At 49.1% G+C, this 19460-nt stretch carries 14 protein-coding genes and 1 tRNA gene; 6 read left to right on the forward strand and 9 right to left on the reverse strand.

Going from position 1 to position 19460, the window contains the following annotated elements; all coding sequences use genetic code 11:
- Positions 1–1719 (reverse strand): PAS domain-containing sensor histidine kinase, encoded by a 1719-nt coding sequence (locus OIR97_RS14785; protein ID WP_267177730.1) that lies wholly within the window; start codon positions 1717–1719, stop codon positions 1–3.
- A gap of 297 nt (positions 1720–2016) precedes the next feature.
- Positions 2017–2613: a TetR/AcrR family transcriptional regulator gene (locus tag OIR97_RS14790; protein WP_169543013.1), complete on the reverse strand. Its 597-nt coding sequence runs from the start codon at positions 2611–2613 to the stop codon at positions 2017–2019.
- 103 nt (positions 2614–2716) lie between these two features.
- Here OIR97_RS14790 and OIR97_RS14795 point away from each other — a divergent pair, with 103 nt between their 5' ends.
- Positions 2717–3310: an NAD(P)H-dependent oxidoreductase gene (locus OIR97_RS14795; RefSeq protein ID WP_169543014.1), complete on the forward strand. Its 594-nt coding sequence runs from the start codon at positions 2717–2719 to the stop codon at positions 3308–3310.
- A gap of 26 nt (positions 3311–3336) precedes the next feature.
- Here the strand turns inward: OIR97_RS14795 and OIR97_RS14800 are convergent.
- The 4 genes from OIR97_RS14800 to OIR97_RS14815 form a co-directional block, all read right to left on the reverse strand.
- Positions 3337–3413 (reverse strand) — tRNA-Ile (locus tag OIR97_RS14800).
- Positions 3414–3563: 150 nt separating this feature from the next.
- Positions 3564–5597 carry an RNA polymerase sigma factor RpoD gene (rpoD, locus tag OIR97_RS14805; protein WP_169543015.1) on the reverse strand — a complete coding sequence of 678 codons (2034 nt, stop codon included), beginning with the start codon at positions 5595–5597 and terminating at the stop codon, positions 3564–3566.
- A 61-nt stretch (positions 5598–5658) separates the two neighbouring features.
- A complete protein-coding gene (gene dnaG / locus OIR97_RS14810) occupies positions 5659–7548 on the reverse strand; it encodes a DNA primase (protein ID WP_169543016.1) in 1890 nt (629 codons plus the stop codon).
- A gap of 52 nt (positions 7549–7600) precedes the next feature.
- Positions 7601–8059 (reverse strand): GatB/YqeY domain-containing protein, encoded by a 459-nt coding sequence (locus OIR97_RS14815; RefSeq protein WP_169543017.1) that lies wholly within the window; start codon positions 8057–8059, stop codon positions 7601–7603.
- 211 nt (positions 8060–8270) lie between these two features.
- Between OIR97_RS14815 and carA the strand changes: the two genes are divergently transcribed.
- The 3 genes from carA (at position 8271) to greA (ending at position 13231) form a co-directional block, all read left to right on the forward strand.
- Entirely contained in the window at positions 8271–9446 is a 1176-nt protein-coding gene (gene carA, locus OIR97_RS14820) for a glutamine-hydrolyzing carbamoyl-phosphate synthase small subunit (RefSeq protein ID WP_169543018.1), read from the forward strand.
- Positions 9439–12663, forward strand: a complete 3225-nt coding sequence (gene carB / locus OIR97_RS14825; protein ID WP_169543019.1) for a carbamoyl-phosphate synthase large subunit — start codon at positions 9439–9441, stop codon at positions 12661–12663. The genes carA and carB overlap by 8 nt, the downstream gene beginning before the upstream one ends.
- A gap of 94 nt (positions 12664–12757) precedes the next feature.
- Positions 12758–13231, forward strand: coding sequence for a transcription elongation factor GreA (gene greA, locus OIR97_RS14830; RefSeq protein WP_169543020.1), 474 nt, complete (start codon positions 12758–12760; stop codon positions 13229–13231).
- 71 nt (positions 13232–13302) lie between these two features.
- Here greA and OIR97_RS14835 read toward each other — a convergent pair whose 3' ends face one another.
- From OIR97_RS14835 to OIR97_RS14845, 3 genes are all read right to left on the reverse strand, one after another.
- Complete coding sequence (locus tag OIR97_RS14835; protein WP_169543021.1) at positions 13303–15204, reverse strand: propionyl-CoA synthetase; 1902 nt, start codon at positions 15202–15204, stop codon at positions 13303–13305.
- A gap of 151 nt (positions 15205–15355) precedes the next feature.
- On the reverse strand, positions 15356–16114 hold the full coding sequence (locus OIR97_RS14840; RefSeq protein WP_169543022.1) for a DUF1013 domain-containing protein: 759 nt from the start codon (positions 16112–16114) through the stop codon (positions 15356–15358).
- 124 nt (positions 16115–16238) lie between these two features.
- On the reverse strand, positions 16239–17240 hold the full coding sequence (locus tag OIR97_RS14845) for an NAD(P)H-quinone oxidoreductase (RefSeq protein WP_219821542.1): 1002 nt from the start codon (positions 17238–17240) through the stop codon (positions 16239–16241).
- Positions 17241–17361: 121 nt separating this feature from the next.
- On the opposite strand from OIR97_RS14845, the gene OIR97_RS14850 reads away from it, so the two are divergent.
- Entirely contained in the window at positions 17362–17544 is a 183-nt protein-coding gene (locus OIR97_RS14850; RefSeq protein ID WP_169543023.1) for a DUF1192 family protein, read from the forward strand.
- Positions 17545–18133: 589 nt separating this feature from the next.
- The gene (locus tag OIR97_RS14855) at positions 18134–19450 is read left to right on the forward strand and encodes an O-acetylhomoserine aminocarboxypropyltransferase (RefSeq protein ID WP_169543024.1); all 1317 of its coding nucleotides are present in this window, start codon (positions 18134–18136) and stop codon (positions 19448–19450) included.
- The last annotated feature ends 10 nt before the right edge of the window (positions 19451–19460 follow it).

The following is a 19460-nucleotide window of genomic DNA, read 5'->3' on the forward strand; positions in this document are numbered from 1 at the left end:
TTATGCCCGCACCTGTATTGGCACTATACGGGAGGCGGGCAGAATAACCGTACAGGTCGTTCCAACGCCCAGCACACTTTCCAACTTAAAGGTTCCCCCATGAATTTCGGCGATCAGCTGTACCAATGTGAGGCCCAGTCCTGTCCCCTCTGACGCGCGGGCGTAGGAATTTTGCGCCTGCCCGAAACGGGAAAGGACGCGGGGGATATCTGCATCAGCAATACCAATCCCGGTATCAATCACCTGCAGGGCCAAACACCCATCTGGTTTTACAAATGCCTTTACAATAACAGTCCCGTTATTTTCCATAAACTTAACCGCGTTACTGACCAGATTGACCAAGATCTGCTTGATCCTCGTTTCATCCGCAATCAAGTTAGGGATGTCGGCCGGAATGTCACTTTTTAGGCTAACACCAGCCTGATCAGCGCGAACCGACAGCATCCTGAAGCAGGTATCAACAGAATTCACAATGTTGATTTCCCGTTCCTGCAACTGCATTTGACCGGCTTCAATTTTCGCCACATCAAGAATATCATTGATGACCTGAAGCAAATGTTCGCCCGCAGAATGAACATCCCGCGCATATTCTTTATAATTTTCGTGCCCCAAACTTCCAAAGACTTCCGATTTGATCAATTCTGAAAAGCCGATTATCGCATTAAGCGGGGTTCGTAGCTCATGGCTCATATTTGCAAGGAAAACCGATTTTGCACCATTTGCAAGTTCCGCGGCTTCCTTTGCTTTTCTCAAGCTTAACTCTGCCTCAACCCGTGCTGTCATATCCGTGAAGGTGCCTTCAAAATATTCGATCTGTCCATTTTCATCAAAGACAGGATGGGCATTGACCGCGCCCCAGACATACCCTCCATCGATTTTTGTCCATCGATGAACTTGATCAAGCAAATTCTGGCCTGACCGTAATCTGTCCAAATGCTTTCTTGCAACCGCTGGCTCTCGATAAAAACTCTCGAAATTTGGCTCATGACTCTCTAAAAGCTCCAGCGAATCCTGATACCCCAACAAATTGGCTAGCGCGGGATTAACATCCAGAATCTCGCCCGATAAAGTCAACTGATAGATACCCTCCGTCGCGTTCTCGAAAATACGGCGGTGACGCAATTCGCTTCTTTCCAGCCCCTTACGTGCTCGATGGCGCAAATAGGCAAAATACATCATACCAGCAGCCATCAGGAAGACAGCGACGAAAACCATCCTCATACTGTTTCTAAATTCCTGGACTTTTTCAGCTTGGCGGTGAAGCTCACTTACCGCCAGATCGAGCGCATTATCCTGAAGAACAGCGGCGGTTTTGAGGATATCTCTCAAACCAGCAGTAATTTCATCAAAGGCTTTATCGTATTCTTCCGGGTTCTCACGGGCAACAATGGTGCGCAAACTATCGATTTGCACTGAAAGGGATTCTGCAATCGCGCCCAAGCTGTATTCTACAGACACCTGCTGATCAAAACCAAGGCTGACGGCAGACTGAAGATCAGATTTCTGGCTTGATAGGGTGTATAATACAGATCGCAGAAGTTCGAGTTGCGCCTTATCAGCCAACTCTCCACCGAGCTCCAACTGCTCGATCGCTTCATATGTCTGAGAATAAAATTGATCGACGATCATCTGCTCGTAAAGCACCGGAACAGGCAGGCTTTCCTCCACCTCTCTCAATGAGAATTGCACGTAGTAAAAAAGAGCTCCTGTAAGTGCCAAAAAAGTAGCTGCCCACAGTATAAACCCGCCATGCAAGTAACGTTTTTTCCGGTTATCAGACACTCGTTTTCATTCTTCCCATTGCAACAGAAAACTTTATTTCTGCCAAACTATTCGGGGTATCGGCAATGACCTAAACGCCCTTAAGTTTTATGACCATTGAGTATAGGTAAATTTCGTTAATTTTATGTAATGATCATAGCCTGACGCCAACGATCCTCGTTGAGGTGGATCAAGCCAAATACAAATCAGGCAAGGAATATTCTTATTCTATCGCGAAGGAGACTCCAAACGATGTTATTTTTGGTTCAGGGGCGCAGCGGGAGGCAATAGCCAAGCCCGCATATAGACTTCCAATTGCTGGTGCAATGGCTGATCCCCGTGTCGGGCACAAAAACGCAGCGCCATTGCCTGAGTAGCAAACGCCTGAACGCCCTCCGCCAGAAGGACCGAAGAAACATCCCGTCGGAAGCAAGAGCGCTCAAACCATCCGGCAAAAACATGAATGGATCGCTCAAACGTTGCCGCGATCGGACCAATCTCGGTAATTCCGGCAGCCCCGGAATATCGCAAAATTACATCAAAAACGTATCGCTCACATGTCATAAACTCGCAAAGCGGGATTATCGCCTCTACAAATTCTTCAACATTTTGCGGCGGCGGCATCGCCTGTAAATCATCCAGATAACCATCGATACGGGCACCGATGATGAGATCCATCAGTGTATCCTTATCTTTAAAATGCGAGAAAAATGTTCCCTTAGCTGTTCCCGCGCGCAGGACCACCTGCTCAACCCGCAACGCTTCAAAGCCATCTTCCTTTATGATTTCTTCAGCGGCTGCAACCAGACGGGCACGGGTTTGTAATGTTCTTTTTTGTATCGCTCTTGTCATGCCTGCTTATGACAGAAAAATTGACCACAGTCAAATTCACTATTGACCGCGGTCAATTTAAGGGCTTATAAAATGACCACGGTCAATTATAAGGACATTTACCATGAACGCGAAACGGATCTACATCCTCAACGGTCACCCGGCCGCCAACTCATTAAACAGGACATTGGCGGAAGCCTACGCGAACGCTGCGCGCGATGCGGGTCATGATGTTCGGCTCACCCATCTGTGCGATTTGGATTTTGATCCGGATTATGGTTTCGGCGGATTTGAACAACACAAACCCCTTGAAGCGCCCCTAGAGCAGGTTCTTCAGGATCTGAGTTGGAGTGAACATCTCGTTATAACAACCCCGCTCTGGTGGGGCGGGTTTCCGGCCAAGCTAAAAGGTCTGATCGATCGAGCCTTTCTTCCCGGCCGAACCTTTGATACGCGCACAACCAATTGGCTTGGAATGCCCCAGCCCCTCCTGACCGGCAGAACAGGTCGTATTATTATGACTTCGGATACGCCGGGCTGGTTTATGCGCTGGATCTATCGCAATGCTGCCCTACGGCAGTTGCAGGATCAAATTCTCGGATTTGTCGGTATCAAGCCAACCCGGGTCAGCTTTTTCGCCGGCGCGAGCCACCCTAAATCTGGCCATGTGGAAAAATGGATCAGCGAGGTTCGGAAATTCGGACTGACAGCGGCTTAATTGAAAAACCTGAAGAAGATAAGAAATGGTGGGCCCGGCAGGACTCGAACCTGCGACCAGACCGTTATGAGCGGTCGGCTCTAACCAACTGAGCTACAGGCCCACCGAAGCGCTTACGCGCTAACAAAACGAAACACGTCCCGTTTCGTGATTATTTACCGCGTTCGGAAGAAAGAAGCAATTCCTGAAACGCACCAACCACAAAAAAAGCGAACCGTTGTTCGGTTCGCTTTTTTCACGTCGTCTTGTCGTTTTAAGTATCGAGGAAACTTCTAAGCTTTCTGGACCGGCTTGGATGCTTCAGCTTGCGAAGTGCTTTCGCTTCAATCTGGCGAATACGTTCTCGGGTAACCGAGAACTGCTGACCGACTTCTTCCAGCGTGTGATCCGTATTCATTCCGATACCGAAACGCATACGAAGAACCCGTTCTTCACGCGGCGTCAAAGAGGCCAGAACGCGGGTCGTTGTTTCGCGCAGGTTTGATTGAATGGCCGCATCAAGAGGCTGCACCGCATTCTCATCGGGAATAAAGTCGCCCAAATGACTGTCTTCTTCATCACCAATCGGTGTTTCAAGACTAATCGGCTCTTTCGCAATTTTCATGACCTTGCGCACTTTTTCAAGCGGCATGCCCAATTTAACAGCAAGCTCTTCCGGTGTTGGCTCCCGGCCAATTTCGTGAAGCATCTGACGGGAAGTCCGAACCAGCTTATTAATCGTTTCGATCATATGGACCGGAATACGGATTGTCCGCGCCTGATCCGCAATCGAACGCGTAATCGCCTGCCTGATCCACCAAGTCGCATAGGTTGAGAATTTATAGCCGCGGCGATACTCAAACTTGTCCACGGCCTTCATCAGACCAATATTACCTTCCTGAATAAGGTCAAGGAACTGCAGGCCACGGTTTGTGTATTTTTTCGCAATAGAGATCACCAGTCGCAGGTTGGCTTCTACCATCTCTTTTTTCGCCCGGCTGGCTTCTTTTTCACCGGTCTGCACTGTACTGACAATCCGGCGGAATTCAGTCATTGGCATACCAAATTCTGATGAAATCTTGATAATCTCACCGCGAATTTCGTTAATACCGCTCAATTCATTTCCGGTGAAATCTTTCCACCCCTTGGCTTTAAGCTTGGAAACTTTTTCCACCCAGTTCGGGTCCAGTTCCGAGCCAAAATAATTTTCAAGAAAACTTGTCCGCGCGACTTTGTTACGCTCAGCCAACCGCAGCAGCTTACCCTCCAGGCTCATAAGCCGGCGATTGATGCCGTAGAGCTGGTCAACAAGAGCCTCGATCCGGTTATTGGTCAGATGGACATCGTCCATCAATTTCACCAACTCGTTTTTCAGCTTGTCATATTTCTTTTCCTGCGTTGCAGGAACGGCTTCATTCTCCATTGCAGCCGTCAAACGGGCTTCCTGAAGCTTATGAAGTTTTTTGTATGTTTTCGCGATTTCATCAAAACGCTCATAAACCTGAGGTTTCAGCGTTTCTTCCAGCGCCGCGAGCGACATGGTGTTTTCTTCGGCATCGTCCGCATCATCATCATCACGCTGAACAGGGTTACCGTCTTCATCGACTTCCTGTTCTTCGCTCTCATCGTCGTCGTCATCGGATGAGTCATCACTATCGCTCAAATCCGCCGCCGGCAAATCGTCGTCTGCATCTTCATCGAAGCCTTCCTGCAATGCCTTTTCAGCCGCAGCGCCTGCTCCGTAAGTGGCGTCCAGATCAATTACATCCCGGAGGAGCAACTGCTCTTGCAGCATCAATTCGCGCCAGTTAAGAATTGCCCGAATGGTCAGCGGACTTTCACAAATCGCACCAATCATCTTGCCGCGCCCCGCTTCTATGCGCTTGGCAATCGCAATCTCACCTTCGCGGGACAGCAATTCAACTGTTCCCATCTCACGAAGATACATGCGAACAGGGTCGTCTGTACGGTCCCCGGTCGTGGTTGGTTTGTCTGCTGGCTTTTCAGGAACTTTTTCGTCAGAAGTTTCTTCATTTTCATTCGAAGAGGCTTCTTCTCCGGCTTCGTCATTCTCGACGACGTTAATGCCCATCTCCGAAAGCAAGGACATTGTGTCTTCGATCTGCTCGGACGACATCTGGTCCTGCGGCAAAACTTCGTTAAGCTCGTCAAATGTCACGAAGCCTTTTTCTTTTGCCTTTGCCAGCATGTTTTTAACAGCAGCCTGCGAGGCATCGATCAGCGGGCTATCTGGTGCATCTTCCCGTTGTTCCGGTGCTTCCGCTGCTTCTGCACTTTTCATGGCCATATATTTCTAACTCCTGAATTGTACCGACAACGGATCCAAAGCCCGAAATCGTACCTAATCTTCAAAATCCGGTATTCCGGCCAGATGCCACTCCAAAACCATCAAGATCCGCTTCATTTCCCTCTGCTTCCTGCAGAGCTTTTTGCGCAAGCTTCAAACGGTCGAGATTTTCGCGTGTCACATCCTGTTCTAAATTCTTTTGCGCTACCTTCAGATCCTGCTCTAACTTCACGCGCTCGTATCGTGCCACCAAATGCAACCAACCCTGTGTAGCATCTTCTAAAGCAGCCTCTTTCTCTGCGAACCAGTCCAGGCTCCCAGATGTGTCCTTACTAAACTTCTCCACCACGCTAAAAAGACTACGTTTGGTTAAGTGGTGCTTCATTCTATCGTAGTCAAGATCTGATTCGGAAGTTGCAATTTCTATGATTGCATTATGGAGCCTGTCAAGATCAGCTGAAAAAAGTTGAATCGCGGCGAATTCATCAAAGTAACTTTCCAGTATTTCCGGGTGGTTAACGACTGTTATCAGCAACAGTTCTTCCCGACGACCCATCTTTGTCGACTTGGCAATCGGGGTTTCCGCGACCTGGTTTTTTCCAAATTTATTCTTTTGATTCGCGAATCTCCCGAATCGCTCCGGTTTTTTGCCTGCCGAATAAGACCCCTTTTGCTGAAACGACTGCTCGCGGCTCCAACGCCACAAACGATCCTTAAAGTGCTTTATATAATAATCGCGAACAGTCTGGTCTTCCATCTGATCGCATAAAGACATAAGAGATCGTTCAAAGGCAGCCTTTTGCTCGGGCGTTTTAACAGCATGCCCTTCCAGCTCTTTTTTCCATAGCAATTCAGAAAGCGGTAGCGCTTTGTTTAGGATATCAGCCATCGCCCGCGGCCCTTCAGACTTTATCAAATCATCTGGGTCCACACCTTCCGGCAGCAACGCAAATCGCAGGGATTTGCCCGGCATTAACAGAGGCAACGCCCGTTCCGAGGCCCGTTGCGCGGCTCTCCAACCAGCGGCATCCCCATCGAGACACATAATAGGCTCAGGAGCCATCTTCCATAAAATGCGAAGCTGATCCTCGGTTACCGCTGTCCCGAGAGGGGCCACAGCCTGCTCAAAGCCAGCCTCTGCCAACGCAATGACATCCATATACCCTTCGGCCACGATGACATTCCCCGCATCAAATGCTTTGCGCCGTGCAGACGCCATATTATAGAGAATATGTCCCTTATGAAAAAGTGGCGTATCCGGTGAGTTCAGATATTTTGCTGGCGCATCGCCCAGCGCTCGCCCCCCGAAAGCAATGACACGGCCCTGCCGGTCGCCAATTGGAAACATCAATCGATCTCTGAACCGATCGTATGAGGGACGGCCATCATCAGGCTGAATGATAAGCCCGGCCTCCATCATCAGATTTTCAGTAACCCCGCGGGCAAGCAACGCTTCTTTCAGGGCAGTTCTTGCTGATGGGGCGAACCCAATGCCAAACTGACTAACCGCCTGATCAGAAACCTTACGGCGTTCCAGATAGGCGCGGGCGGCCGTCCCTGCCTGTGAGGAGAGCTGAGCGGAAAACCATTTCGCAGCAAGATCCATTACCTCGTGGAGTGTCGCCGACTTTTGCTGCTGCTGCTTTTCATGCGGATCCTGCGCCGGCATTTGCAAACCAGCCAGATCGGCGAGTCTTTCGATCGCTTCAGGAAAAGAGACGCCCTCGGTCTGCTTGACGAATTCAACATGATCCCCATGGGCCCCACAGCCAAAGCAATGGTAGAAGCCTTTTTCTTCGTTCACTGTAAAAGAAGGGGATTTTTCATTGTGAAAGGGACAGAGGCCAGAATATTCCCGCCCCTTTTTGGTCAGCTTTGTGCGTCGGCCGACAAGGTCCGATAAACCGACACGCGCTTTTATTTCCTCCAGAAAATGTGGTGGAAAAGCCATTTAGTCTCCAATGAAAAGCCGAAAAAAACTTCAGCAGCAATACCGGACGACTTTACGCCCCCAGCGCCGCTTTTACAAATGCATTGGCTTTCGAGAAATCCATGCGACCTGCATATTTGGCTTTTAAGGCACCCATGGTTTTACCCATATCCTTAAGTCCAACAGCGCCAATTTCGGCGATGGTTTCTTCAACTGCTTTTTTTGTCTCATCTTCGCCAAACTGCTTAGGCAGATATTCGGAGATGATCTCGATTTCCTCCTGCTCAGAAGTCGCCAGATCAATTCTGCCGCCTTCTTCGTAGGCTTTGACGGACTCGCGGCGCTGACGGACCATAGTGGTCAGCATCTGGAGAATCTCATCTTCGCCGATTCCATCTTCAGATCCCTTCTCCCGGCCTGCGATATCCCTGTCTTTGAGGGTAGCCAAAATCAAACGCAAAGTGGAAACTTTCCGCTTATCCTTTGATTTCATTGCCTCTTTTAAAGAGTCTTTCAATCTGGTGCGTAACATAATTCATTAAACTATTGTGAAGAAAGGAGCCATACTAACTCAATGGTCGAATTATAGCAAACCAAATTTTTTATGTAAGTCATTGTTTTTAAAGGGAAATTTTTGCAAACGAGAACTTGACCTTAAATGCTGTTTCGCTTAATGTCCCGCGTCAATATCAATATCGGCGGAAGGAAGCGGCCCAGCAGTATCGCAGGGGGTCCCTATAGTCATGTCTAAATCGATTAATATTACACAATTGCATGCAGAGCGGACGCCGACGGCCCTGCTCGTGCTCGGTGACGGCACCATATTCCATGGCTTTGGAATTGGACAAACTGGCGAAACGATCGGAGAGGTTTGCTTTAACACCTCCATTACAGGTTATCAGGAAAGCCTGACAGACCCATCGTTTGCCGGACAATTGATTACCTTTACATTCCCTCATATCGGGAATGTCGGGTTTAACGAGGAAGATATCGAAACCGCAGGTGTTGCAGCAGGCGGATTGATAATCCGGGCAGATATTACAGACCCAGCAAACTGGCGCGCTGTTGGCGACCTTGACGATTGGTTGAAAGCGCGGGGGCTGACGGGCATTGCCGGTATCGACACTCGCCGCCTCACTCACGTCATTCGAGAAAGCGGCGCCCCGAACGGTATCATCGCTTTTGATCCTGAAGGCAAATTTGATATTGAAGCCCTTAAGAAAAAGGCGGCTGAATGGCCCGGCCTTGAAGGAATGGATCTTGCCAAGGAAGTTTCCTGCAAAGAAAGCTATACCTGGACCGAGACCAACTGGACTATGAACGACGGCTTTGGCAAACAGCAATCCCCTAAACGGCATATTGTCGCTGTGGATTATGGTGTGAAACGGAATATTCTGAGATGCCTCGCCTCACTTGGTTGTTCAATTACGGTTGTTCCGGCATCAGCGACCTTTGCGGATATCATGGCGCATAACCCTGACGGCATTTTTCTGGCAAATGGGCCGGGGGATCCTGCAGCGACAGGAAAATATGCTGTACCAGTTATTAAAGACTGCATCGAAAGCGGCATTCCCACCTTTGGTATTTGTCTAGGCCACCAAATGCTTGCCTTGGCGGTCGGGGCACAGACGGTAAAAATGATGCAGGGGCACCGCGGCGCCAACCAGCCGGTAAAGGATCTCACCACTGGGAAGGTGGAAATAACATCGCAGAACCATGGCTTCGTGGTGAAACGCGAAAGTCTGCCTGTCGGAGTAACCGAAACCCATAAGTCTTTGTTTGACGGTGTCGTTGAAGGGATCTCTCTTGATGGCAAACCTGTCTTCTCTGTCCAGTACCATCCGGAAGCAAGTCCCGGACCGCAGGACAGCCATTACCTTTTCCAACGCTTTGTAGATATGGTGGACGCACATGCCTAAACGTACCGATATCCAGTCCATTATGATCATTGGTGCCGGACCGATTATTATCGGTCAGGCCTGTGAGTTTGATTATTCGGGAACACAAGCCTGCAAGGCGCTTAAAGAAGAAGGGTACCGGGTTATTCTGGTCAACTCCAATCCAGCCACGATCATGACAGACCCTGGTCTGGCCGACGCGACCTATGTCGAGCCGATTACCCCTGAGGTTGTCGAGAAAATTCTGGAAAAAGAAAAACCAGACGCCCTTCTGCCAACAATGGGCGGACAAACGGCCCTGAATACAGCGCTTGCCCTAGCCGAGAGTGGCGCGCTTGATCGTCTCAACGTTCAGCTGATTGGCGCCAACCGCGAAGCTATTTCAAAAGCAGAAGACCGGGATAAATTCCGGACTGCCATGATGAAAATTGGCCTCGACATGCCGATAAGTGCGGTTGCACACAGTCTTGAAGAAGCGTGGACCGTTCTTGAGGAAGTTAAACTTCCCTGCATTATTCGCCCTTCCTTTACGATGGGTGGCACAGGGGGCGGTATCGCTTATAACCGTGAAGAATTTGAAACAATTATAGCTTCTGGTCTGGACGCGTCTCCAACAACGGAAGTGCTGGTCGAAGAAAGCATTGTTGGCTGGAAAGAATATGAAATGGAAGTTGTGCGCGATCAGGCGGACAATTGTATCATTATCTGTTCCATTGAAAATGTTGACCCAATGGGCGTTCATACGGGAGACTCCATTACAGTTGCGCCAGCCCTGACGCTGACGGACAAAGAATACCAGATCATGCGGAACGCATCTTTGGCAGTCCTTCGGGAAATCGGTGTTGAAACAGGCGGGTCAAACGTTCAATTTGCCGTAAACCCTGAAAATGGACGCCTGATTATTATCGAAATGAACCCAAGGGTGTCTCGTTCCAGTGCTCTGGCGTCAAAAGCAACAGGCTTTCCGATCGCCAAAATCGCGGCAAAGCTGGCTGTTGGCTACACGCTGGATGAACTCGACAATGATATCACGGGGTCCACGCCTGCGTCTTTCGAACCAACGATCGACTATGTCGTTACCAAAATCCCGCGCTTTACATTCGAAAAATTCCAAGGCGCGGAAGCCATTCTTGGCACTGCGATGAAGTCGGTGGGCGAAGCCATGGCGGTTGGACGCACATTTCAGGAATCCTTGCAAAAAGCCCTTCGCTCGCTTGAAACCGGCTTAACCGGCCTGAACGAGACTGACATTGGCAACGACAAACAAGGCATCATGAACGTGCTGGCCAAAAGCACACCTGATCGGCTTCTGAATATTGCGCAGGCCTTCCGGGCCGGCCTGACATTTGAAGAGATCAAAGCGTCCAGCAAGTTTGAACCCTGGTTTCTCTCACAAATTGAAAGCCTGGTTCTTGCTGAGGAAGCGGTTCGTGAAAAAGGTCTTCCGACCAACAAGGGCGGATTGCTGACCCTTAAAAAAATGGGCTTTTCGGACGCGCGCCTTGCTGAAATTTCAGGAAAAACCGCGGAAGAAGTCAGCGCCTTACGCGCTACCCTCGACGTCCAGCCGGTCTACAAGAAAATCGACACCTGTGCAGGTGAATTTACCTCACAAACCCCCTATTTATATTCCACTTTTGAAGGAAATGAATGGGATCCGGCGGTCTGTGAAGCAATGCCAACCGACCGGAAGAAAGTCATCATTCTGGGCGGCGGCCCAAACCGGATTGGTCAGGGGATTGAATTTGACTATTGTTGCGTTCATGCAGCGTATGCCATGGAAGACGCTGGTTACGAATCCATTATGGTCAATTGCAATCCGGAAACCGTGTCCACTGACTATGACACATCAGATCGATTGTATTTCGAGCCTTTGACGATCGAAGATACCCTTGCGATTATCAGAAAAGAGCAAAGCAACGGAAGTCTGCACGGTGTTATCGTGCAGTTCGGCGGGCAAACACCTCTGAAGCTTGCTGCCGGCCTGGAAGCGGCGGGCGTTCCGATTTTGGGAACAAGTCCGGATGCGATTGATCTGGCCGAAGACCGCGAACGTTTTCAACAACTCCTCCATAAATTGGGGCTGGTCCAGCCTGAAAATGGGATTGCACGCTCAGTTGAAGAAGCGTTTGAAGCAGCCCATAAAATTGGTTATCCCGTTGTTGTCCGTCCCTCCTATGTTCTTGGTGGCCGTGCGATGGAAATCGTTCGCAGTGATGACGCCTTGAACCGCTATATGACAGAAGCTGTTCAGGTGTCTGGCGAAAATCCAGTTTTGATTGACGGCTATCTTCAGAACGCCATTGAAGTTGACGTTGATTGCCTCTGTGACGGCAAAGACGTGTATGTTGCCGGCATTATGGAACATATCGAAGAAGCGGGCATTCACTCCGGTGATAGTGCCTGTGCCCTACCGCCCTACACATTGAGCGAAGACACAATCGCTGAAATTCGCAAACAATCTGAATCGCTGGCGATTGCCCTCAACGTTGTCGGACTGATGAATGTTCAGTTTGCGGTTAAAGAAGGCACCGTCTACATCCTGGAGGTCAATCCAAGAGCAAGCCGGACAGTTCCCTTCGTTGCAAAAAGCATCAACTATCCGATTGCTAAAATTGCTGCACGGATCATGGCTGGCGAAACACTTGCATCCTTCAACCTTGAAGAAAAAACGCTTGATCATGTTACGGTCAAGGAAGCGGTATTCCCGTTCGCACGGTTCCCGGGCGTTGACGTTATTCTCGGACCGGAGATGCGTTCTACAGGTGAAGTCATGGGCATAGACAAAGACTTTGCCTCTGCTTTCCTGAAATCACAGATGGCCGCAGGGGTCGTTTTGCCAACGTCGGGCAATGTATTCATTTCAGTGAAAGATCTGGATAAACCATTGGTCAAAGATGTCGCCTTAAAACTTGTAGAACTGGGCTTCAGTCTTGTCTCAACAGCTGGTACTGCCGCCTATTTCGAAGAAAACGGAATAGACGTCTCTCGCATCAATAAAGTGATGGAAGGGCGCCCCAACATTGTTGATTTCATGAAAAATGGAGAAATCGCAATGGTTATTAATACAACTGAGGGTGTACAGGCTCTAAAAGACAGTTATGATATTCGCCACACAGCCCTTGTAATGAAGACGCCATACTCGACGACGATCGCTGGCGCCAGAGCATCTGCAATGGCAATTGAGAAAATTAAGTCGGGAACACTTGAAGTCAATCCACTTCAATCCTATTCTTAACTCTTTGTGCAAACGAAAAGAGCATTAACACGATGCGTCTCAAACATCAGACGCAACAAGAGAGCATTTGCGTGATAGCGTAAACAGAGATTTTATGGAAAGATTACCTATGACTGCAGCTGGTTTCGACCGGCTGGAAGCAGAACTGAAAAACCTTAAGTCCAACTCACGCCCAGCTGTTATTCAGGCGATTGCCACAGCACGCGAGCATGGTGACCTTTCGGAAAATGCAGAATATCATGCTGCAAAAGAACAACAGTCTCACATCGAGGGTCGCATCGCGGAACTGGAAGACAAGCTTGGACGGTCGGAAGTTATCGACGTTGCCGCCATTACGGGTGGCCAAATCAAGTTTGGTGCGACCGTTCTGATTGTTGATGAAGACACCGATGAAGAAACGACCTATCAGATCGTTGGTGAGGATGAGAGCAACATTGAAGAAGGTCGCCTCTCCATTCGGGCGCCTCTTGCACGCGCATTGATCAATAAAGAGCAGGGCGACAGTGTTGAAGTCACAACACCTGGCGGCTCAAAAGCTTACGAGATTCTTGAAGTCAAATATGTCTAAACTGACTGTAAGACGAAAAAAAAGCCCCGTGTAAAAACGGGGCTTTTTTGTTTGGCTGGTTTCCAGCATTTTTACTGCTTTGGATACCCGACTTTCTTGAGAATTTCAGTGATTTCATCCAGGATCGCCGGGTCGTCGATGGTTGCCGGAGGGTTGTAAGGTTCACCATCTGCAATCTTTCTCATAATGCCGCGCAAAATTTTACCCGACCTGGTCTTGGGTAGACGATTAACAATCATCGCTTCCTTGAACGCTGCAACCGGCCCGATTTTTTCGCGAACCCGTGTTACCAATTCCTTCACGATATCAGCATCCGGACGATTGACACCGGCGTTCAGGACCACAAATCCCATAGGGATTTGTCCCTTCAATTGATCCTTTGCGCCAATGACTGCGCATTCGGCGACATCTTTATGCCCGGCAAGCACTTCTTCCATTCCGCCGGTAGATAATCGATGCCCCGCAACATTGATGATGTCATCAGTACGCGCCATGATAAACAGATAACCGTCCTCATCAATATATCCCGCATCGCCCGTTTTATAATAACCAGGTATTTCACTCATGTAGGATTTGATAAGCCCTTCATCATTTTCCCATAAGGTTTTCAAGGTCCCCGGCGGTAACGGTAGCTTGACAGCAATGACACCAATTTCGCCCACTGGCATCTGTTTTGACGGGTCTTCCTCATCAATAATCTGGATATCGTATCCCGCAACAGGAAGCGTTGGGCTACCCAACTTCACAGGTTTGATCCCATATCCCGCGCAATTCGCCCCCATGGGCCAACCTGTCTCTGTCTGCCACCAGTGGTCGAGCACAGGCACTTGGAGGGTCTCCTGCGCCCAAATAATTGTGTCAGGATCCGCTCTTTCGCCCGCCAGGAAAAGGGTTTTGAAATGGCTTAGATCATAGTTGCCAACCAGTTTCCCTTCCGGGTCCTGCTGTTTAATCGCTCGAAAGGCCGTGGGGGCCGTAAACAGGGCCTTGACGTTATGGTCCTGAATAACCCGCCAGAAGGTGCCAGCATCAGGCGTACCCACAGGTTTCCCCTCAAACAAAATAGTGGTACAGCCATGAAGCAGGGGGGCATAGACAATGTAGGAATGTCCGACCACCCAGCCCACATCGGAGGCTGCCCAGAATACTTCGCCCGGATCAATGTCATAAACATGCTTCATCGACCATTTGAGCACGACAGCATGACCGCCATTATCACGAACGACCCCCTTGGGGACCCCTGTTGTTCCAGACGTATACAGAATATATAGTGGATCCGTTGCCGCTACAGGAACACAATCAACAGGCTCTGCCTCCGCAACGAGTGCTTTCCATTCCACGTCTCGGCCGGGGATTAAATCAGCTTTTAGTTCAGGACGCTGAAGAATAACGCAGTTCTCTGGTTTATGGGCCGACAGTTCAATGGCTTCATCCAACAGAGGCTTATATTCAACAACCCGCCCCGGCTCCAGTCCGCAGGATCCTGCAATTATGGCAACCGGTTTGGCATCATCAATGCGGGTTGCCAATTCCTTGGCCGCAAAGCCACCAAAAACAACCGAGTGGATAGCACCGATACGGGCGCAAGCCAGCATCGCAATAGCCGCTTCAGGGACCATCGGCATATAGATAATGACCCGGTCTCCCTTCTTGATACCAAGAGAGGCAAGGCCCCCTGCAAACCGAGCGACGATTTCTGTCAATTGACGATAACTGAATTTCTCGACCAGATTTGTCATGGGACTATCGTAGATCAGCGCTGTTTGCTCTCCTCGGCCTTCTTCGACATGCCGGTCCAGACAGTTATAGCAGGTATTCAGCTCCCCCCCAGGAAACCATCGGGTAAAGGGAGACTTTGAATCATCCAGCACCTGATCCCACTTTTTAGACCATTTCAACTCGTTTGCCGCGTCCGCCCAAAACCCCTCAGGATCTGTTAGTGACCGTTGGAAATCCTCTTCATAGGTTGGCATTATAGCGTCCCTCCCACCATTTTGATTAATCCGGGCAGTGCTCGTATTCGTTCGAGACTTCTTTACCCTACGTCCGATCCTACTATGCCCATAATTCAGACATAAAAAAAGCCGTGAAAGACATCACGGCTTTTTTTTAAATTTTTGCTAGTCAGTCCTTGTTGGATTTAAACAAATCCTCAAAATTCTTGACCGCTTTTGCTTTTTCTTCACTTCTGGAACTGCTGCTGCTGCCAAAAACAGCATCCGCATCTGCCTTAGGATTATATTCTTCTTCTTTTTGCATCTGCATTTTCTTGCGTTCATATTCCGTAAGAGGAACAGAGGCCGCATCAGCTGCCACTTTCGCGGCAACTTCATCCATCAGTTTTTCACGATCGTCATCATTCCGCAGATGAGCAGATTTTTTGACAAATTCGTCGAGTTCAAGCTGTGTACAAATACCAAGGCTTACCGGATCACGTGGCTTAATAGCCTGCGCGTTCCAATGTGTTTTCTCCCGCACGGCGCTGATCGTCGTTTTCGTCGTTCCGATCAATTTTCCGATTTGCGCGTCTGAAAGTTCCGGATGGAATTTCAACAGCCAGGAAATCGCATCCGGGCGATCGCCACGACGGGATACAGGTGTGTACCGGCCACCACTTCTGCGGGGCTGCGGTACATCTCCGACAGGTTTGGCCAATTCAAGCCGCGCCTTGCTATCTTTTTGACAACGATCCAGTTCTTCCTGGGTCAACTGACCATTTGCAACAGGATCATGACCAACAATACCAAAAGCAGAATCTCCATCTGCAATTGCTTGAACTTCCAGACGATGCAGACCGCAGAAATCTGCGACCTGTTCAAAGGACAGCATTGTGTTATCAATCAGCCATACAGCGGTTGCTTTTGGCATCAACGGCGTTGACATATCTTCTCCTCACTCGAAGGCGGGACAACCCCGCAATCGTTTCGCACTATTACATGCATATATGGCTGAAAACCGACCGGAAGTCTAGGGCCGGCTCTCAATAATCGTGCAGTTTGCACCAATTCTATGAAACTGTCAGAACAATTTTCCCGATATGCCCGGAATCATCAATTCTCCGGTGTGCAGCCTCCGCCTCAGCCAAAGGAAAGCTACTGTCAATGATCGGTCCAATTGTCCCTGCGGATAAAAGTGGCCAGACATTTTCAATCAGTCTCTTGCCGATTTGAGCCTTTGCCTCAATAGACTGCGGACGCAATGTAGAACCGGTAATTGTCAGCCGCTTCAACATAACCGGCGCAAAATTGACTTCAGCCTTGGGACCGCCCAGAAAAGCAATATACACCAAGCGTCCCTCAACCGCCAAAGCGGTAATGTTCCGCTGGATATAGTCGCCGCCGACCATATCCAGGATCAGGTTCACCCCTTCTCCATCGGTCAGCTCTTTTACGACTTCGACATAATCTTCGGTCTTGTAATTAATGCCTCTTTCCGCCCCCAACGCTTCTATTTCACGGCATTTTTCATCTGTTGACGCCGTCGCGAAGACCCGCGCGCCTACCGACTTGGCAAGCTGGATCGCGGTTGTTCCAATTCCACTGGCACCGCCATGAACCAGAAACGTTTCGCCGCCCGTCAAACGGCCCCGGTCAAACACATTGGTCCAAACCGTAAAATAGGTTTCAGGAATAGCGGCAGCCTGTACCATGGTCATTCCATCCGGGATATCCAGGCATTGGGCTTCGGGGGCAACGCAATATTCTGCATATCCACCGCCGGCCACCAACGCACAGACAGTATCACCGACTTTATATTTTGTAACGCCACTGCCAACGGCGGCAACGGTTCCGGCCACTTCAAGCCCCGGAATATCAGACGCCCCAGGAGGCGGTGCATATCCACCCATCCGCTGAAGCACATCCGGTCTGTTCACGCCCGCGGCCTCAACCCTGATCAGGATTTCGTCATTTTCAGGTGACGGTACTGGACGCGTTGCAGGGATTAGGTTTTCTGGCCCGCCAAACTCCTTGATTTCGATTGCAGTCATTTCCGTCGGTAAGGAAGTCATTTTTCTCTCCAGGTCCTACATTTTATTCTGTTATTGTCACAATCCGAAGATACGTAACTTTGTTATCAGCATGGCCCCTACATACTGGCGTGGGATACATACAATATTCAGGAATTCCGTTATGGCAAGTGATGAGAGTAAGCAAATACTGCAATCCCTCAAGGGTGATCAGTTAAACGAAATGTCAATTGAAGAACTGAAGCATTATATTGAAGAACTTCATTCAGAAATAGAAAAAGCAAAAATAGCGATCGACACAAAAACCAAAGCTGCGGCATCAGCCCATAGTATTTTTAATAACTAAATCCAAAAAACCCGCTTATTGCTGCAGTTGGCATACATTTTTTGCATTTATTTCAAAAAAAGACGTTTTATGACTCTTTTTTTGTATTCGTTAATTGTAATTTAATAAAATGGTCCTAAATTTATCTATAGCAGCCGAGAAATTGGTTGCCGATTGGATCTCATCCAATCTGTTTGACGCCTCCCTGTTGACTTGAGCCGCCTTCTGGCGGCTCTTTTTTTGCCTGAATTTGTCAAGAAATATTTTTAGCATATTTGTTATTTTTTTATGACACTTCTCCTTGACTCTTATCTCAATAAATCGTTTTATTCCTCCCAACATGTCGAGTCTGACAGGTTGAGGTTAAAAACAAAACGAGGGGGCGCTTTAACCGGCAGCCCCCTCACTAATTTTCAGAGATTTTATTTCTACCGTCTTTGTTAGGCGCGTCTTTATTAAGAGCGTCTTTGTGAACCTCCTGAACATCCCTTAAAATGCAGATCTGACGGGGCACCCGATAAATCCCGTCCCGCCTTTTGATTTAATCTGGACCTGTTTTCTCACTCAGTATAGCTTGCTGCAAAAGAAAACATTCAGTCAGAGGACGCACATGGCAGATCCAAATTTTTTAAAGTTCGATACTCTTAGCCTTCATGCAGGTCATCGCCCTGATCCCGTAACCGGATCCCGTGCTGTTCCTATTTACCAGACAACGTCCTACGTGTTTAAAGATGCAGACCATGCTGCCTCATTGTTTAATCTGGAAGCAACGGGCCATATTTACACACGACTGTCCAACCCAACGACAGCGGTTCTGGAAGAACGTCTGGCCAGCCTGGAAGGGGGTATTGGTGCGATCTGTACAGCCTCTGGTCATGCAGCCTTGCATCTGGCCATCGTAACGCTGATGAGCGCCGGGTCTCATATTGTTTGTTCAGGGTCTGTTTACGGCGGCACCTATAACTTCCTGAAACACACAATGCCGCGATTTGGCATTAACACGACATTTGTAAACCCGCAGGATACGCAGGCCTTTGCCGATGCGATCAATGACGATACACGACTGGTTATCTCTGAAACCTTTGGTAATCCCGGCCTGGAAGTGACCGATATCCGCAAAGTCTCTGACATCGCCCACGCCGCAGGAATTCCACTCCTGATCGACAACACCTTTGGTACTCCCTATCTATGCCGTCCATTCGAATTTGGTGCCGATCTGGTAATGCATTCCGCAACCAAGTTTTTGGGCGGACATGGCATTGCAATGGGCGGCGCCTTGATTGATAGCGGCAATTTTGACTGGGAAAAAAGCGGCAAATTCCCGACCATGACTGAGCCATACGAAGGATATCATGGTATCCAGTATGCCGAAGAATTTGGTCCCCTTGCCTTCTTGATGCGGGCGCGAACCGAAGGTATTCGTGATTTCGGTGCCTGCATTAGTCCGACAAACGCCTTTCAAATCCTTCAGGGTGTCGAAACCCTGTCCATTCGAATGGAAAAGCACGTCACGAACGCCCGCAAAGTCATTGACTTCCTCGTAGGCAATGACGCGGTGGAAAGCGTCTCCTATCCGGAACTTCCCGACCATCCAGATCATGAACTTGCCAAACAGATGTTCCCCAAAGGCTGTGGCTCTATTTTCAGCTTCACAGTTAAGGGGGGCCGCGAAGCGGGTAAAGCATTTATTGGCGCATTGCAGGTATTCTCCCATCTCGCCAATGTGGGAGACGCCAAAAGCCTTGTTATTCATCCTGCGTCAACAACCCACCAGCAAATGGATCAGGAAGCTTTGAAGGCCGCTGGAATTTCAGAAGGCATGATCCGTCTTTCAGTGGGCATTGAAGATGCTGATGACTTGATCAAAGATTTGAAACTCGGCTTGAGATCGGCTGCGAAAGCTGCTGAAAAAGCAAACGCTGCGTAACGAGGAAATA

Origin of the sequence: Sneathiella aquimaris, from assembly GCF_026409565.1 — a bacterium.
GTDB lineage: Bacteria > Pseudomonadota > Alphaproteobacteria > Sneathiellales > Sneathiellaceae > Sneathiella > Sneathiella aquimaris.

Coding starts and splice junctions, on each gene's coding strand:
- carB (WP_169543019.1), top strand. CDS start 9,439: ATGCCTAAACGTACCGATATCCAGTCCATTATGATCATTGGTGCCGGA.
- greA (WP_169543020.1), top strand. CDS start 12,758: ATGGAAAGATTACCTATGACTGCAGCTGGTTTCGACCGGCTGGAAGCA.
- carA (WP_169543018.1), top strand. CDS start 8,271: ATGTCTAAATCGATTAATATTACACAATTGCATGCAGAGCGGACGCCG.
- OIR97_RS14790 (WP_169543013.1), bottom strand. CDS start 2,613: ATGACAAGAGCGATACAAAAAAGAACATTACAAACCCGTGCCCGTCTG.
- rpoD (WP_169543015.1), bottom strand. CDS start 5,597: ATGGCCATGAAAAGTGCAGAAGCAGCGGAAGCACCGGAACAACGGGAA.
- OIR97_RS14850 (WP_169543023.1), top strand. CDS start 17,362: ATGGCAAGTGATGAGAGTAAGCAAATACTGCAATCCCTCAAGGGTGAT.
- OIR97_RS14815 (WP_169543017.1), bottom strand. CDS start 8,059: ATGTTACGCACCAGATTGAAAGACTCTTTAAAAGAGGCAATGAAATCA.
- OIR97_RS14845 (WP_219821542.1), bottom strand. CDS start 17,240: ATGACTTCCTTACCGACGGAAATGACTGCAATCGAAATCAAGGAGTTT.
- OIR97_RS14840 (WP_169543022.1), bottom strand. CDS start 16,114: ATGTCAACGCCGTTGATGCCAAAAGCAACCGCTGTATGGCTGATTGAT.
- OIR97_RS14795 (WP_169543014.1), top strand. CDS start 2,717: ATGAACGCGAAACGGATCTACATCCTCAACGGTCACCCGGCCGCCAAC.
- OIR97_RS14835 (WP_169543021.1), bottom strand. CDS start 15,204: ATGCCAACCTATGAAGAGGATTTCCAACGGTCACTAACAGATCCTGAG.
- OIR97_RS14855 (WP_169543024.1), top strand. CDS start 18,134: ATGGCAGATCCAAATTTTTTAAAGTTCGATACTCTTAGCCTTCATGCA.
- dnaG (WP_169543016.1), bottom strand. CDS start 7,548: ATGGCTTTTCCACCACATTTTCTGGAGGAAATAAAAGCGCGTGTCGGT.